Source organism: Lacibacter sp. H407 (assembly GCF_037892605.1).
GTDB lineage: Bacteria > Bacteroidota > Bacteroidia > Chitinophagales > Chitinophagaceae > Lacibacter.
Genome location: NZ_JBBKTU010000001.1, coordinates 107,089 through 123,825 on the forward strand (window position 1 = coordinate 107,089; position 16,737 = coordinate 123,825).

16 protein-coding genes are annotated in these 16,737 nt (G+C 41.0%); 5 read left to right on the top strand and 11 right to left on the bottom strand.

Annotated features, from left to right (window positions below; all coding sequences use genetic code 11):
• Window positions 1-25: 25 nt before the first annotated feature.
• Entirely contained in the window at window positions 26-211 is a 186-nt protein-coding gene (locus WG989_RS00485) for a hypothetical protein (RefSeq protein WP_340426552.1), read from the bottom strand.
• A gap of 142 nt (window positions 212-353) precedes the next feature.
• Between WG989_RS00485 and WG989_RS00490 the strand changes: the two genes are divergently transcribed.
• Together WG989_RS00490 and WG989_RS00495 are read left to right on the top strand one after the other, a co-directional pair.
• Window positions 354-920: an RNA polymerase sigma factor gene (locus WG989_RS00490; RefSeq protein ID WP_340426553.1), complete on the top strand. Its 567-nt coding sequence runs from the start codon at window positions 354-356 to the stop codon at window positions 918-920.
• Between the two features lie 2 nt (window positions 921-922).
• Window positions 923-2,020 carry a S1C family serine protease gene (locus WG989_RS00495; protein WP_340426554.1) on the top strand — a complete coding sequence of 366 codons (1,098 nt, stop codon included), beginning with the start codon at window positions 923-925 and terminating at the stop codon, window positions 2,018-2,020.
• Between the two features lie 80 nt (window positions 2,021-2,100).
• On the opposite strand, the gene WG989_RS00500 is transcribed toward WG989_RS00495, so the two are convergent.
• The 6 genes from WG989_RS00500 to WG989_RS00525 form a co-directional block, all read right to left on the bottom strand.
• A complete protein-coding gene (locus WG989_RS00500) occupies window positions 2,101-2,580 on the bottom strand; it encodes a DUF3276 family protein (protein ID WP_340426555.1) in 480 nt (159 codons plus the stop codon).
• Between the two features lie 112 nt (window positions 2,581-2,692).
• Window positions 2,693-4,510, bottom strand: coding sequence for an ABC transporter ATP-binding protein (locus WG989_RS00505; RefSeq protein WP_340426556.1), 1,818 nt, complete (start codon window positions 4,508-4,510; stop codon window positions 2,693-2,695).
• Window positions 4,511-4,669: 159 nt separating this feature from the next.
• A complete protein-coding gene (locus WG989_RS00510) occupies window positions 4,670-5,098 on the bottom strand; it encodes a CBS domain-containing protein (protein ID WP_340426558.1) in 429 nt (142 codons plus the stop codon).
• Window positions 5,099-5,253: 155 nt separating this feature from the next.
• The gene (locus WG989_RS00515) at window positions 5,254-5,748 is read right to left on the bottom strand and encodes a cupin domain-containing protein (RefSeq protein ID WP_340426559.1); all 495 of its coding nucleotides are present in this window, start codon (window positions 5,746-5,748) and stop codon (window positions 5,254-5,256) included.
• A gap of 95 nt (window positions 5,749-5,843) precedes the next feature.
• The gene (locus WG989_RS00520; protein ID WP_340426560.1) at window positions 5,844-6,392 is read right to left on the bottom strand and encodes a hypothetical protein; all 549 of its coding nucleotides are present in this window, start codon (window positions 6,390-6,392) and stop codon (window positions 5,844-5,846) included.
• Window positions 6,361-6,885, bottom strand: a complete 525-nt coding sequence (locus WG989_RS00525; RefSeq protein ID WP_340426561.1) for a TM2 domain-containing protein — start codon at window positions 6,883-6,885, stop codon at window positions 6,361-6,363. The genes WG989_RS00520 and WG989_RS00525 overlap by 32 nt, the downstream gene beginning before the upstream one ends.
• A 186-nt stretch (window positions 6,886-7,071) precedes the next feature.
• Between WG989_RS00525 and WG989_RS00530 the strand changes: the two genes are divergently transcribed.
• A complete protein-coding gene (locus tag WG989_RS00530; RefSeq protein ID WP_340426562.1) occupies window positions 7,072-7,224 on the top strand; it encodes a hypothetical protein in 153 nt (50 codons plus the stop codon).
• 136 nt (window positions 7,225-7,360) lie between these two features.
• On the opposite strand, the gene dnaK is transcribed toward WG989_RS00530, so the two are convergent.
• On the bottom strand, window positions 7,361-9,265 hold the full coding sequence (gene dnaK, locus WG989_RS00535; protein WP_340426565.1) for a molecular chaperone DnaK: 1,905 nt from the start codon (window positions 9,263-9,265) through the stop codon (window positions 7,361-7,363).
• 228 nt (window positions 9,266-9,493) lie between these two features.
• On the opposite strand from dnaK, the gene WG989_RS00540 reads away from it, so the two are divergent.
• Window positions 9,494-10,759, top strand: coding sequence for an aspartate kinase (locus WG989_RS00540; RefSeq protein WP_340426566.1), 1,266 nt, complete (start codon window positions 9,494-9,496; stop codon window positions 10,757-10,759).
• Here the strand turns inward: WG989_RS00540 and WG989_RS00545 are convergent, their stop codons facing one another.
• The 3 genes from WG989_RS00545 to hppD all read right to left on the bottom strand — a co-directional run bounded on the left by WG989_RS00545 (window position 10,760) and on the right by hppD (window position 15,260).
• Window positions 10,760-12,691: a T9SS type A sorting domain-containing protein gene (locus WG989_RS00545; RefSeq protein WP_340426567.1), complete on the bottom strand. Its 1,932-nt coding sequence runs from the start codon at window positions 12,689-12,691 to the stop codon at window positions 10,760-10,762.
• A gap of 79 nt (window positions 12,692-12,770) precedes the next feature.
• Window positions 12,771-13,889: a L,D-transpeptidase family protein gene (locus tag WG989_RS00550; RefSeq protein WP_340426568.1), complete on the bottom strand. Its 1,119-nt coding sequence runs from the start codon at window positions 13,887-13,889 to the stop codon at window positions 12,771-12,773.
• Window positions 13,890-14,129: 240 nt separating this feature from the next.
• Complete coding sequence (hppD, locus tag WG989_RS00555) at window positions 14,130-15,260, bottom strand: 4-hydroxyphenylpyruvate dioxygenase (RefSeq protein ID WP_340426570.1); 1,131 nt, start codon at window positions 15,258-15,260, stop codon at window positions 14,130-14,132.
• Window positions 15,261-15,482: 222 nt separating this feature from the next.
• Here hppD and WG989_RS00560 point away from each other — a divergent pair, with 222 nt between their 5' ends.
• Window positions 15,483-16,607 carry a 5-(carboxyamino)imidazole ribonucleotide synthase gene (locus WG989_RS00560; RefSeq protein WP_340426571.1) on the top strand — a complete coding sequence of 375 codons (1,125 nt, stop codon included), beginning with the start codon at window positions 15,483-15,485 and terminating at the stop codon, window positions 16,605-16,607.
• The last annotated feature ends 130 nt before the right edge of the window (window positions 16,608-16,737 follow it).

Consider the following 16,737-nt stretch of genomic DNA (forward strand, 5'->3'; position numbering starts at 1 on the left):
TCTTCACCGAAATCCTATACTGAAATTACTTTGCAGTTGAATCAACAGCAGGAGCAGCAACAGAATCAACTGGAGCAGCTACTGAATCAACTGGAGCAGCTACTGAATCAACAGCAGGAGCAGTTGTAGAATCAGTTGCTTCAACTTTGTCACCTTCATTGTTACAAGCTACAAAACCGAGAATAGCGAACGCTAATAAAACCTTTTTCATTCTTTCTAATTTTTAAAGTTTAAGATAATTATCAGGGATTAATACAGGAAGCGGAAAAAGGTAACCCGGTTTTTTTAAAAAATATTTTTAGCCGTTCTTTGGGTTACAATTTGCCCGTTTGGGTATTAAAATAACAGACATCGTGAAACCTGAGATAAACGAATCGGAATTACTGGAAGGATTGGCCCGGAACGACAGAAAGGCAGTTGAAACCTTGTATAAGCAGAACTATAGTATGGTTCAGGCGTTTATACTTAATAATAATGGTACAACCGACGATGCAAGGGATGTTTTTCAGGAAGCCATGATCGTTCTTTTTGAGAAGGCAAAAGATGGACAATTGGAGCTGAACTGCCAGATAAAGACTTATGTTTATTCGGTTTGCAGGCGGCTTTGGTTGAAACGGTTACAGCAATTGCAGCGATTTGGTGCCCCGGTTGAAAGTCTCGAAGAAGTAGTACCGGTGGAGGAAGAGTTGGAAGAGCATGAGCGTAAAAATGAAGCTTTTGGTGTGATGGAAAAGGCAATGACCCATTTAGGTGAACCTTGTAAAAGCTTACTCGAAGCCTATTACATCCAGAAAAAACAAATGCTGGACATTGCTGCAGAGTTTGGCTATACCAACGCCGATAACGCCAAGAACCAGAAGTACAAGTGTTTGATGCGGTTAAAGAAATTATTCTTTGCTCAATATAAAAAAGCGGATTGAAGATGGATGAAATTTTATTATTAGATGCAACTGAGCGATACCTCAACGGTGAAATGAACGCTGAAGAGAAAGCTATGTTTGAGCAGCTCCGGCAAACTAGCCAGGAAGTTGATCAAATGGTGGTAGAACATTCTTTTTTTCTGCAGCAGATCAACCGCTATGGTGGCATCCGTGAAATGAAACATTCCCTGCATGAGGTACACAACCAATTGCTGCAGGATGGTGCAATACAGGAAGAAGTATTGTCAACCGGCGCCAAGGTGGTAAACATGTGGAAGCGTTACAAACGTACCATCACTATTGCAGCTTCTATTGCCGGTATTACTGCATTGAGCATAAGCGGAATGACGTTGTTACTTGGTCCAAAAAACAATACGAAGGCACTTACTGATCTCAGTAAAAAAGTTGACAATCTTGAACGCAAGCAACTTCAACAAGACAATAAGATCAACACAGTTATCAGTAAACTGGAACCCGGCGCTGTAATTAAAGAAAGCGGTTCTGCTTTTTTGGTTGATGGCAAGGGTTATCTGGTTACCAACGCACACGTGTTACGGAACGCAAAAGGAATTATCGTGTTGAACAGTAAGGGTGCTGAATTTAAAGCGATCATTGTAAAAGTGGATGAGTCGAAAGATATCGCCATTTTGAAGATCGTTGATAAAGATTATAAATCACTTGGAACACTGCCGTATGGTATCCGCAAATCATCAACCGATATTGCTGAACCTATTTTCACACTCGGTTATCCTCGTAATGAAATTGTTTATGGCGAAGGTTACCTGAGTGCCAAAACCGGGTTTAACGGTGATACGCTCAGTTGCCAGATAGCAGTTGCAGCCAATCCCGGCAATAGTGGTGGACCAGTATTTAACAAGAGTGGTGAAGTGATCGGTATACTGAGTACAAAAGAAACAAAAGCGGATGGTGTAGTATTTGCCATCCAGTCGAAATATATTATTGAAACCGTGAATCAGTTGAAGAAAGACGATTCCACCATTGAATTGAAGCTCCCGTCGAAGTCATCTGTAAAAGGAATGGGCGCAAGCGAGCAGGTGAAGAAAATTCAGGATTACGTTTATATGGTGAAAGTGTATTAAAAGTTGGTTTTCCTGTACGGTTATGAAACTAAAAACCCCCGACGAGTCGGGGGTTTACTTTTATCAGTCGGTTTTGGTTCTTACCATTTATCAACCTCTTCGTTAGCGAGGTTATCGCCTGCAGCTGCGGCTGGAATATCTGCGGAAGCAGCCGGTGCTTCTTCTACCTCCACCTCTACCGGTGCAGGAGCGGGAGCTTGTTCAGCAACTGCAACACTGCTGCCGTTCGATGATTCATTTACATACTCGCCATCACCACTTGAAGGAGCATCGTCATGATTAAAGGCATCAAAATCAAAATCAGGCATCAAATCTGTTTTCACATAATCTACCGCTTCATTCAATCCTTTAATAAACTTGTTGAAGTCTTCTTTGTACAGAAAAATCTTATGACGGTCGTATCCTTCACCTGTAAAGCGCTTACGGCTCTCCGTAATGGTGAGGTAATAATCGTTGCCACGTGTAGATCTTACATCAAAGAAATACGTTCTTCTCTTACCGGCACGGATCCGCTTGCTGTAAATGCTTTCCATCCGTTTGTCGTTGTTTTCGTACGCCACAGTTTTAAGTTTTAGTTAGTGCAATGCTATTTTTCAAACAGCGACAAAGATATATTTCTTTTCGATTTAGCAAAATTTTCCAAAAAAGCATTTCAGTGCCCGTTTTTCACTCTCAGGAACGGTCTTCCTCCAACTGCTGACGGTTGTACAGATCAGCATACAATCCTTGCTTTTGCAGCAGTTCTTCATGCGTACCTTGTTCTGCAATTCGTCCATCATCCATAACAATGATCCGGTCGAACTGCAGCAATGAAAAAATGCGGTGTGTAATTACGATAGCGGTTTTATCCTCCAGAAAAGTAGATAAATGTGTAAGTATTTCCTGTTCGGTTCTTGCATCTACTGCGTTCAAACAATCGTCAAGAATGATCAGTCCCGGATCTTTTACCAATGCACGGGCAATAGAGATACGTTGTTTTTGTCCGCCGCTGAGCGTTACTCCCCGCTCACCCACCATTGTTTGATATGATGCAGGAAACGATTCAATATCCTTATGTACTGATGCTGAAGTGGCTGCCATTTTAATACGATCAACCTCACCACCACCGCCAAACGAAATATTATTAGCAATACTGTCGCTGAAGAGAAATACCTCCTGCGGCACGTAACTTATTTGGCTTCGGTACCGTTGCAGGTCGAGCTGTTTGATATCAACGCCATCTACTTTTATTGTTCCACTTGATGGATCGTAAAACCGTAACAACAATTGCCCGATCGTTGATTTACCTGAACCGGTACGGCCGATCAATGCGATCTTTTCTCCTTTCCTGATTTTGAGATTAAACTCATCCAATGCAACGATGCCTGTATGGGGATACACAAATTTTACATGATTGAATTCAATATCGCCCAGCAACTGATGTTTGATGGCATCGACTGGTGGTTGTATGGTTGACTTTGTTAACAGAAATTCGTTTAGCCGTCGCTGTGAGGCTGCAGCCCGTTGAATAGTACTGGCCACCCAACCAATGGCACTTACAGGAAATGCCAGCATGGTCAAGTACATAATGAAGGCAGCCATGTCGCCAAAATTGATCTCCCCTTCCATGTATTTTAAACCACCGATCAAGATCACCAGCAGTGTACTGATGCCAATGATCAAACCCATGATGGGAAAATAGATAGCTTCTGTTTTATACAAGCTCATAGCACTGGTGCGGTATTGCTCGCTGTTCGACTGAAAAAAACGAAGCATTGCTTTTTCCTGCACGAATGATTTGATCACACGAATTCCTGAATATGATTGTTGTGCATTGGTTGTAAGATCAGATAATTTGGATTGTACCTCTTCACTCCGTTTATTGATGATATTATTTACATAGTAGATGGTAATTGCAAGAATGGGCATGGGAGCCAATACATACAAGGATAGTTCTGCATTTTTCTTCACCATGTAAAACACACTCAACGAAATCAATGCAATGAGGTTGATGAGATACATAATGGCCGGACCTGTGTACATCCGCACACGACTGACATCTTCTGAAATACGATTCATCAGATCGCCGGTCTCATTGGTTTTATAAAAGTTAGTATCGAGTTGGAGATAGTGTTGAAACACTTCGTTTTTCTGATCAAACTCAATATGACGGCTCATTACAATAATGGTTTGCCGCATGAGGAACATGAAAAAACCACGCAGAACTGCGAAGATCAACAGAATGATCCCAAAAAGCGCAACAATTCCTGTAAATGAAAATGAAAGCGTTTCGATCCATTGGATAGTGCGTGTTACAAGCCAGTCGTTTTGCTGTACAATATTTTCTTTGGCTGTGCCCGTTAAAAAGGCCTGTACTTTATCAATAATATAACCGGTAACCTGCGGCGCCAGCACAGCAAAATAGTTGGATATAAAAATGAAGACGATACCCAGTGTTAACCGCCACCTGTACTTCCAGAAATATTTATTGAGATAAGAGAGTTGCTTCATGCGGTTGCAAAGGTACAATGTGGATACCTACTGAAAGTCCGTTCATCAAATGAATGATTTGTTTAACGCTGCTGCCGAACAAATATGTTGCGCAGTTTTTCCGTCCGATGGCACGTCTGAAGAAGCTCCTTGCTCATGTTGGTCGCCGACCCACATGCACTATGATTGAATATAATTCTGCAGTTGTTCGATGGTTTCTTTTTGTGAAAGAATAGTTTCAGTTACCACATCATTAATGGAAATAATACCGCATACCTCATCGTTTTCAAAAACCGGCAGATAACGGATATTGCTTTCACTCATAATATGCATACAGGTTTCGATGGAGTTTTCCGGCGTAATACGTGGCAACCCTGTGGTCATAATATCTTTTACAAATGTTTCGGTTGATGAACGGCCTTTGAGAATTACTTTTCGTGCATAGTCACGCTCAGTCAGCACACCAAGATATTCCTCTGCCTCCATTACCATTACAGAACCGATATTTTTTTCAGCCATCAATTGCAATGCATTGATCACCGGTAAACCGGGTTCTACTGAAATAACATTTCTCCCTTTACGCTGTAAAATGTGTGCAACCTTTCTCATAAATTCATCGTTTAATTCAGCCTTAAGTTAGTGAAAATCTATAAAAAAAGATGTGGAGTGTTGAAAAGGGTTGCCAACCTTTACTGATTGCATTTTGGTAGCAATAATTGTAGCAAGGTTGGCAACGCTGATATTCAATTCAAAGTTTGACAACCTTATCTTCCAAAATCATCCTGCAACCGAACAATATCATCTTCATCCGAAGGATTGGCCGGATCGGTATGTTGCCAGATCTCTGCAACTACGCCCCAGTCTTTCAAACCAACCAGTCGGTGACGCTGCCCGTTATTAAGTACAATAATATCACCAGCTTCAAACAGGTTCACTTCAGTTTCTTCATCGTTTTCACTCATTACTACACCTACTTCACCTTCAACTACACGCCATATTTCAGCACGACGGTAGTGATACTGCCACGATAAACGTTTGCCCGGCTCTACCACCAAAACTTTTGGACTGAGTTTATTGCCCAGCATCAATTCTTCTTTTTTATAGGTAGGGAAATACGTTTCAATAAACTGATCGGCCTGGCTCTCATCCAATACAAAAAAACCACCCCAGGGACGGCTGAGGTCAGAAGACTGAATGCGAAATCCTTCCTGTTCAATGATCTGTTGTTGTTCTTCTAAAAAATCCTGTTTCTCGCTCATATAAAATTTGTTTCGTGGTAAAAATAATCGAAGCCCATGTGAGGGCAAAAAAAAACCCTCAAAACTGAGGGTCTTTTTATCAAAAGATCAGAACGTTATATTAAAATAAAGATAAGCGCCAATGCTAATCCTACAGCAAAGCCAATCCATCCGGCTTTTCTGGCGGCTTCTTTATCATTTTTAAAGGCCAGATAAACGATCAGAACACCAATTAAGCCCAAGAAGAAACCAAGAGCAGCTGCACCCCAATTAAAGGATCCATCTCCAGCTCTTTGAGCCATTTGAGTCATGTTAACATCACGTCCCTTTTTTATATCTTTTTTTACTTGTCTTTGAGCCAACTTTAAATTGATCTTTTGATTGAGGGTCATTTTCCGACCTGTCATCTCAGCAACTTTAGCAGGAGTCAAAGCAACAAAAGACCTAGCATCCAATTGACTTAAAATGTCAACAACGGCAGTTTGACCTACTTTAACATTGTCAGTTGAATTTGCAGGTACATAAATAATTCCTGCGTTGGTTACAAGAGAGAAAACAACTGCGACTAGTAGAATTGTAAACTTTCTCATGGCGAGTTTTGGTTTTTGGTTTATAATAATTAAATATACAAATTTAGTTGGTGTAAGAACCATCAACAGGCTCATAACTTCCGGTAAGGATTCGGATGAAATCAACGAATGCCCAGATACCTACTCCTAAGATAATCAAATAACCAATGATTGCAAGAATAGGAAGTGTTGCAGCCTCACTTGCAGCAAATGCTACTATGCCGGCTACATAAAGTGCAATGCCTATCAGCGTTAATCCAAGTTTAATGAAGCCATTTCGCTTATTGCCAAGATAGAAGTCATGCACCCCGAAACCTCCAAGAAAGAAAGCTAAAACAGCAGCAACAACTTTATTTTTATCCCCAGCTCTTTTACCAGCTTTTCCAATTTTTTCAAATTTGCTTTTCAAAACTTTCATGAAGAGCTTTCCTTTTGAAACTTTTTGCTTTGAAGCAACAGCTGTTTTCGCAGGAGCGGCAACGAAACTTGCTTTAGCAGCATCGGATGCGTTTCCGGGTACGTAAACAATTCCTGAATTTGAGGTGAGGGTTACAACGAGGGTAACAAGAAGAAGAGCGAATTTCCGCATAAAAAAAATTATGATTTTGGTTAAGAATAGCAGCAAAATACTAAAAATCGTTTTACATAACCAATAGCATAAACATGTGATGTTCAAACAAGTGGATAAACTGTTAGTTCGTTTGTTTGAATTGATTCTTTACCGGAATATTTTCTATTCTGCCTTCTTCCCTTATCTTCGCCAAAATTTCAACGCATGGAAAAGAAATCATCTGCATTAAACTGGATTTTGTTTTTTGTTTCTGTAGCTGCTTTTGTGCTGCTGTACATCAGCCCATATGCAAATTACATTACCGTTACACTTCCTTTTATTGTGTATTACCTGGCAAAAGCGTTGGATCTGATCTAATAAACGAATCTCTTTTTATACGGCCCGTTGCTGAAAAGTGACGGGCTTTTTATTTTCATATTTTTCTAAAAATAACTAAGCCCCGACTTCTCAGTCGGGGCTCATCTTTATCATCGTAGCACAATTCCTTTGTGCTTTACTTCACTTCTTCAAACTGCGCATCTTCCACATTGTCGTTCGCAGCACCTGCCGTTGCACTTGGACCGGCATCAGCACCGGGTTGTGCTCCCTGCGTTTCCTGTGTTGCTTTGTACATTTCTTCGCTGGCTGCAGTCCATGCTGTGTTAAGCTCGGTCATAGCGGTATCGATCGCTGCTACATCCTGTGCTTTGTGTGCATCTTTCAGCTTGGTTAAAGCAGCTTCGATCGGTGCTTTTTTATCGTCACCAATTTTATCACCATACTCTTTCAGTTGCTTTTCTGTTTGGAAAATCAAACTGTCGGCTGTATTGATCTTTTCTACTTTTTCCTTTTCTGCTTTATCGGTTGCTTCATTGGCCTTCGCCTCGGTCTTCATTTTCTCGATCTCTTCTTTGGTCAATCCGCTACCTGCTTCAATACGTATCTTCTGCTCTTTACCCGTGCCTTTGTCTTTTGCACTTACATGCAACAAACCATTGGCATCAATATCAAACGTTACTTCAATTTGCGGAACACCACGTGGGGCCGGTGGAATACCATCAAGGTTGAAAATACCCAGACTCTTATTATCCTTACTCATCGGGCGTTCGCCTTGCAGAATATGAATTTGAACACCGGGTTGATTATCGGAAGCCGTACTGAATGTTTCTGATTTCTTCGAAGGAATGGTTGTGTTGCTTGGGATCAACGTTGTCATTACACCACCTAAGGTTTCAATACCCAAGCTGAGCGGCGTAACATCGAGCAACAATACATCCTTCACCTCACCTGTTAATACCGCACCTTGAATAGCTGCACCAATGGCAACTACTTCATCCGGATTTACACTACGGTTTGGTTTTTTACCAAAGAACTTTTCAACGATCTCCTGTACTTTCGGAATTCGTGAACTACCACCCACCAAAATCACTTCATCAATATCAGAGGTAGAAAGTCCTGCATCTTTCAATGCCAGTTCGCATGGCTTCAAACAACGCTCAAACAATTTATCGGCCAGTGCTTCAAATTTTGCACGGGTTAATTTCACCACTAAGTGTTTTGGAACACCATCAACTGCTGTTACATATGGTAAGTTAACCTCTGTTTCGCTTGAAGATGATAATTCAACTTTTGCTTTTTCAGCTGCTTCTTTTAAACGTTGCAGCGCCATTGGATCTTTGCGAAGATCGATTGCTTCCTGATTTTTAAATTCATCAGCCAACCAATCGATGATCACTTTATCAAAATCATCACCACCAAGGTGTGTGTCACCATTGGTAGATTTTACTTCAAATACACCATCGCCCAATTCCAATACAGAAATATCAAATGTACCACCACCGAGATCGAACACGGCGATCTTTTGATCTTTGTGCTTTTTATCCAAGCCATATGCCAAGGCCGCAGCAGTTGGTTCGTTCACAATACGACGAACATTCAATCCTGCAATTTCACCGGCTTCTTTTGTAGCCTGGCGCTGGGCATCGTTAAAGTAGGCAGGCACGGTAATCACCGCTTCTGTTACTTCCTGGCCGAGATAATCTTCAGCCGTCTTCTTCATTTTCTGTAACACCATCGCAGAAATTTCCTGCGGAGTGTACAATCTGCCATCTATGTCAATACGAACGGTATTATTGTCACCCTGAGCTACTTTATAGCTCCAATGTTTAATTTCTTCGCCTACCTCGTTAAACTGGCGGCCCATAAAACGTTTTACTGAACTGATGGTATTAACAGGGTTTGTGATTGCCTGACGCTTCGCCGGATCACCCACTTTACGTTCACCATTTTTCAGAAAAGCTACGATTGACGGGGTTGTACGACGGCCCTCATCGTTTGCAATTACTACCGGTTCTGCCCCTTCCATTACGGATACACAGCTATTGGTAGTTCCTAAGTCGATTCCTATAATCTTTCCCATGATCTGGATTGTTTTTTAAGTTCACTGATATTACTCAATGATAATGCCATGGGGGGTGGATGTGAAAAATTGGCAGATACCATCCTGCATTATGGTCGGATGAAGCAGTACTGGCGCTCTTAGCCAGCTATTTATGAGTAGATGTCAGCCCAGATGCTACAGGTTGAGACTTTCAATTGGGCAGATAAGAACCAGCCCTATCTTTGCCAGCAAATTCTAAAACACAGCATGCAGGTTTTCAAATTCGGTGGTGCCAGCGTAAGCAACTATGAAAAAGTACAGAACCTTGGCCGCATTGTTCAGCAATTTCCCGATGAGCAATTGATGATCGTTATTTCGGCCATGGGCAAAACCACCAATGCACTCGAAAAAGTAGCCGAAGCATTTTTTGCCGGAAAGAAAGAGGAAGCACTGCAATTATTCCGGGCGGTGAAACTGCAGCACCTGGATGAAGCCAAGTATTTACTGGTTACTCATTTTAACCCATTGATGGAGCAGTTCAATAATTTCTTTACCGAAATAGAATGGTTATTGTACGATCAGCCTGTTCGTGAATACGATTATTATTACGATCAGATCGTTTGTTTAGGAGAATTGCTCAGCACATCTATTGTAAGTGCTTACTTAAATGAGATCGGATTGAAGAATCAATGGATCGATGTGCGGGATGTATTCCGCACCGATGATAATTTTAGAGACGCAGCCATTGATTTTGATTTCACCCAAGAGCAGGTAAATTCATTGGTAAAGCCTTTGTTTGCTACAAACAATATTGTGGTTACACAAGGCTTTATTGGTTGCACCGATGAAAACGAAAGCACTACACTGGGCAGGGAAGGAAGTGATTATTCAGCAGCCGTATTTGCTTATATGCTCGATGCAGAAAGTGTTTCTATTTGGAAAGATGTAAAAGGAGTGATGAATGCTGACCCTAAACAATTTGCCGATGCACAATACATCAGTGAGTTGAATTATGATGAAGTGATCGAGATGGCTTATTATGGCGCACAGGTAATTCATCCAAAAACCATCAAACCGTTACAGAATAAAAATATTCCGTTGTACGTAAAATGTTTTGCTGATGCTTCGTTACCCGGCACGGTGATCCACAATCATTCCGTAAAAAATCTGCCACCGATCATTGTTGTGAAACAAAACCAGGTGTTGCTGCAATTGCACACAAAAGATTTTTCGTTCATTGGTGAACAACCGATGAGTGACTTGTATGAAATGATGGCGAAGCTCCACATCAAACCCAACCTCATTCAAACACATGCTGTGAGTTTACAACTCTGCCTGGACGATCGCAGCGATAAAATTGAAAAGCTTGCATTGGCAGCATCACAAGAATTTGATGTGCAGGTGGAGAAAGGCTTAACACTGCTCAGCATCCGCCATTACAACAATGAGATCATTGAAAAACTTACTGCCGGGAAAACTATTGAGTTGAAACAGCAAAGTCCGGAAACGATTCAATTGTTGATGGTGAATTGATTATTGTTTGATCAGTTTAGCAGAATAAACTTCGCCATTAATTTCTAAACGAAGATGATAAATACCCGCAGGTAAATCTTTCAAATCAAGTTTTGTGTTTGTTTGAGATGCTGGTATTATTATTTGCTGCGTTTGTACCCGTCTTCCGTTAACATCTGTCACAACAATTCCAGCTCTGCCATTGACATTTGCAGGCAGTTGGATTGTTACTTCACTGGTTGCAGGATTTGGATAAAGATTGAACGTTTTCGCTACGCCTGTTTCAAAAAATACATGATTCGAATATTGACGTTCGCCGCTCAACGCATAAACTATAAGTCGATAAGTAGCATTTGAGTTAATTTCTTCATCCGTATAAAAACCATTTACTGTTGATGGATGAAATTGTTCAGTAACTTTTTTGAACTGTTCATTACCTGTTTTTCGTTCCAAAATAACTTTCTGAACATTATCAACATTCGTGAATGTCCAGTTGAGTCGTATTGATCCACCGTGTCGTTTACCACTAAATTGTTTCAACAGATCAAGTGGCAAAATAGAGCAGTTGATGGTGTTGGTTCCTTGGGGGGCAACAAAACCTGATTTGACAAGGCCTGGGCTGCCGGAAGCTGCATCGTTTGTTCCGCCATTACAAGTTGAAGTACTTGTTATTGTTCCGGCACTTCCACCAATTACGTTTGTTGTGGGAGGAACGGCACCAGCATACCAAATTATTCCCCCACCTCCACCTCCGCCCGGTCCAGGACATTGTGCCTGAAAGCCGGAATTATTTCCATTCGCACCTTTTGCCTCTATTGTTACACTACCTGAATAACTTGTTACATTCAATAAAACGGTCCCTCCGCCTCCACCACCACCTCCACCATCTCCCTTGGACGCATTTGAGGGATTTACTCCGGCATTTAAACCTTGAGAGCCATTTGCTGAAATAGTATAAGAATTACCGATAATTTGATTGGATTTAATATAGATAATACCCCCACCATTTCCACCGGGAGTACCTTCTGCATTGTTTGCGTGTCCAGAACCTCCTCCCCCACCTAAGAAAATTTTGTTCATACTTGTATCGTAACCATAAATGTCGAGAGAAGCTCCTCCAATTCCAAAATGAGTGCCTGAACAACCCGTAGGATTATCTTGCATGCCACCACGTCCGCCACCTCCATAGTTACCTCCTCCACCTCCACCTGTATTGTGATTATTACCCCCCCCGCCTCCATTGGATTGCTTACCCTTTCCGCCCTCGTAATTTATATTTGTAACATTCAACCCCTCGCCTTTATATGCGCCATTTGTCCAGTCATCTAAGGTACCTGCGTTAATTGCATAGCTAAACGCTGAACTTGTGAACACACATTCTGAAAAACGAACAAGCGATCCTCCTGTAAATCCTGCCCCATCTGCATTAATATTTGCAGCCAGTGACAAAGTTCCATTTACTTCAAATGCCAATACACCTCCCAAACCCGTTGATGCATTCCATGGAGTTGGAGATAAAGTACCCGTTACAAAAATGTCTTGATTGAAAACGGGAACACGTACCACCTGAACCATTGATACGTCATAATCATCATGAAGAAGATGATTACTTAAAACAATAGTATTATTTAAAAACCCGCAGATAGATGAGAACTCGTATTTACCGGTATTTGCAATGGAACTAATGTTTCCATAATTTGAATTGTTTGCTTGATTAATCGTAGCTCCCTTCATTTGTATAATCAGCACACGATCGCCGGTTGACAGCCCTGTTATACTTTCTAATGTAATACCTGAATATGAATAAGTATTGTGAGTGCCGTTGTTTATAATGGCTGTTGCCTTATAATATCTATTGAGGTTTGTACCGGATATAGTTTGCCCCTCGCTTTTCTGTGAAATAAAAAAAGCAGTTAGAGATAAGCAGATAATTATAAACTGTCCAGGTTTCATGTGGTGGGTTTTTCCACTGGCTTACATAGCGCTTTACATGAATGTTGGAGTTTGGGTTGTGGTTTGCGTTTGAAAGATACTACAAATCTTCGGGAGCAGAGATATTCAGATTCTGTATCAGTTTTGTATTCACGGCTTCCCCATCTTTCGTTGCAGGTTGCCATTTCAATTCTTTTTCGAATTTTTGTTTCACCAGCTTATTTAATTCTGTATGACCGCCACGAATTACATTGGCCAATGCAGTATTACCGTTTTTATCAACAATAAATTCTACCTGTATCGACATCGAAGCATTGCCATTCAACATAGGCACTAACGACTGGCTCAAATTGTATAACCATTTCTGCAAGGCTGCATTTCCTTCTTTGTAAAAAGGAACCACATCTACTTTCTCCTCCAATGCCCATGCGGCATATGGATTTGATACATTATTTGTTTCAACAATTTTTATCCGTTTCACCTTCGGTGTTTCGGGATTGGTGGCTACAACATAACTGCCATCTCTTGCAATCAATACTGTTGGAAGTTGATGGGTATCTTCAAAATATTCGTATGCATCTCTGATCTGCGATGCAAACTCCTGTACTCCTTGTTTATTTTTTGTTTTGGAAACAAGTTGATCCATTGCTTTTTTACTTTCGTAACGCACAGGATAAATATGTACCGGAATAAAATCCTGTCCCTGATCTTTTACTACCGAAGCCAGGTAATACACCTGTTCGATCAATGAATCAGTAAGTGGCAAGCATCCAATAGTAACACAGTTACCATGAATATAAATATCGCCGCCTGGTTTATTATGATCGCTGAGAATTGCATCAGATGCGTTGGGATAATTTAAACCAAGTGCCAGATGATAATTACTGTTGGGTTTAAACTCATTGATGTAATAAAACCCTTCGGGTATTTGTTTGTCGCCTTCTTTTCGTTTTGGACCGTATGTGCCGGAGGTAGCACACACTTTATAGACTTTAAACAACTGGAATGTTTCTGCCCAATCATTTTTTAACCAAACCTCTAATTGCTTTTCATGTTTGAATGCTCGTACGTACATGTATTTGGCAGGCCATTGAAATCCTTTTTCCTTCAACTCCTTTTTTAAAGAGTCTTCCACCTTTGCGAACATATTTGTAAAGCGAAGATTTTTTCCGGAAGAAGAAACTGAACCTTCCAGTGCATACTGTGCCTTAACGGACATGACCGGAAGAAGGAAAAATAAAAGTTTGACTAAAAGTCTTTTATTGAGCATACTGGATTTTATTGAACGGCTTGCCAACAAAAATATTTCAAAATGTGCATAAAATTAAGTGAAATAACACATAAATTAATACCCCGAGTTTACACGAACGATTGTCTGTGCTTTTTACCTGCGATCTTGTATAATATACGACGCCAAAAAAGCTGATTCAAAAAAGGGCAGTACAACTGCCCCGTATTGTTACAAATTTCCTCTGGCTTCCTGTTCACGCTCAATTGCTTCGAACAAGGCTTTGAAATTTCCCTTGCCAAAACTCTGCGCACCTTTGCGTTGAATGATTTCGAAAAACAAGGTGGGCCTGTCTTCAACTGGCTTCGTAAAAATCTGGAGTAAATATCCCTCATCATCCCTGTCAACAAGGATACCGAGTTCCTTTAATGGTTGCAGATCTTCATCAATATGACCAACCCGATCAAGCAGATCATCATAATACGTAGTGGGTACCTGCAGAAATTCCACTCCCCTGCTGCGTAAAGCTGTAACTGTTTCTACAATATTATTGGTAGCCATGGCCACATGCTGCACACCTTCGCCATCGTAATAATCAAGATATTCTTCTACCTGTGATTTTTTCTTTCCTTCGGCCGGTTCGTTAATAGGAAATTTCACATAGCCATTGCCGTTACTCATCACCTTACTCATCAACGCTGAATATTCAGTGGAAATATCATTGTCATCGAAGCTGAGAATATTGCGAAAGCCCATCACTTCTTCATAAAATTTCACCCAGGGGTTCATTTGGTTCCATCCAACATTCCCCACACAATGATCCACATATTGCAGACCTGTTTCTGCTGTTTTAAAATAAGGGTTACTCCATGCACGGAAGCCCGGCATAAATATTCCATTGTAGTTTTTCCTTTCAATAAATAAATGAACGGTATCGCCATAGGTATGGATACCGCTGATGACAACTTCACCATCATCATCCGTAAGTGTTGTAAGGTCTTTGTATTTTTTTGCACCCCGTTTGGTGGTTTCTTCCAAAGCCGATGCAGCATCCTCTACTTTCAACGCCAATGCTTTTACTCCATCGCCATGTTTATAAATATGGTCTGCTATGTCGTTACCCGAACGTAATGGCGTTGTCAGCATCAGGGTGAGTTTATTCTGACGAACTACATAACTCGTTCTGTCTTTCATACCTGTTTCCGGACCGGCGTACGCCAGTGGTTGAAAACCAAAAGCAGTAATATAATAATGAGCTGCCTGTTTGGCGTTACCCACATAAAATTCTACATAATCAGTTCCATGTAAGGGAAGAAAATCTTTTTGCACAGCTTGTTGTTTGTTAACAGTGATTGTTGACATGATCTTTGTTTTTTCAATTCAGGAATAAAAATTGACGGTTCAGGGAGAACGAACCTTTTCTCAAACAATCAGTTGGAATCAATTGCCAACACTTCCATCAGCAAACAGTAATTGCTGCGTTTATCGTTGAAGCGTTTGTTGGCATAATCGGGGTGCATTGGGTAAAATTAAATAAAACCGGCAACTTCTGACTGAAAGCTTCTCAGCAATTATCTTTGCGCCATGCAAAAAGTAGGTATCCTCGGTGGTGGTCAGCTCGGCCGCATGTTATTACAGGCAGCAGCAAATTATCCGGTTGAAACATTTGTATTGGAGAACGATGAGCAATGCCCATCGGCTCACCTGTGCCATCATTTTACCAAAGGCGATATCAAAGATTTTGAAACAGTGTACAACTTTGGAAAAAGTTTGGATGCAATTACAATTGAAATAGAAAGTGTTAACGTGGATGCACTGGAAAAGCTGGAAGCGGAAGGTGTGAAAGTTTTTCCGAAGCCGGCTGCATTACGCATCATTAAAAATAAGATCGAACAGAAAAAATTCTATCAGCATCACCAAATACCAACATCGGAATTTGTGATCACCGAAAACAAAGAAGAACTGAATGCATTGGTTTCTTTTTTACCGGCCGCTCATAAAGTAGGAATGGGTGGTTATGATGGTCGTGGTGTTGAGATCTTAAAAACTGCTGCTGACCTGGAGCGTGGATTTGATGCGCCTTCGGTGTTGGAAAAACTGGTGTCGATCCAAAAAGAAATTGCCATGATCGTGGCAGTTGGACAAGATGGTGATATAACCATGTACCCTCCGGCCGAAATGATCTTTGATCAAAATCTGAATTTACTCGATTACCAGGTTTCACCAGCCGAGCTTCCAGACAAAATATTCTGGAAAGTAGAAGCCATTGCTATGGCTGTTGTTCGTAACCTTGAATCGCCGGGGTTATTTGCAGTTGAATTGTTTGTAGATAAAAATGGAGATGTGCTGGTGAATGAAACTGCACCCCGTGTTCATAACAGCGGACATCATAGCATAGAAGGAAATTATTCATCGCAATTTGATATGCTGTGGCGTATCATGATGGGCTATCCATTAGGCTGTACCGATGCTACCTATCCGTCTGTTATTTTAAATATTGTGGGAGAAGAAGGTCACAGCGGCCCTGCCTATTACGAAGGTCTTGAGGATGTATTGAAAATGGAACATGCATTCGTGCATATCTATGGCAAAGCGCAAACAAAGCCTGGTCGTAAAATGGGACATGTAACTGTTATTGGAAAAGACAGGAGCGAACTTACCTACAAAGCCAACCGTATAAAGCATTTATTGAAAGTGAAGACCCGTTAATTCACACAAATACTCCGGTATTTACGACCTCCATTTATCTGAAAACAGAATGGCCAGCCATTGTTTTTACCACTCATCCAACTAACGGGCGTAAAAATTGTTCTATCGTTACCTTTAGCACATCTATATA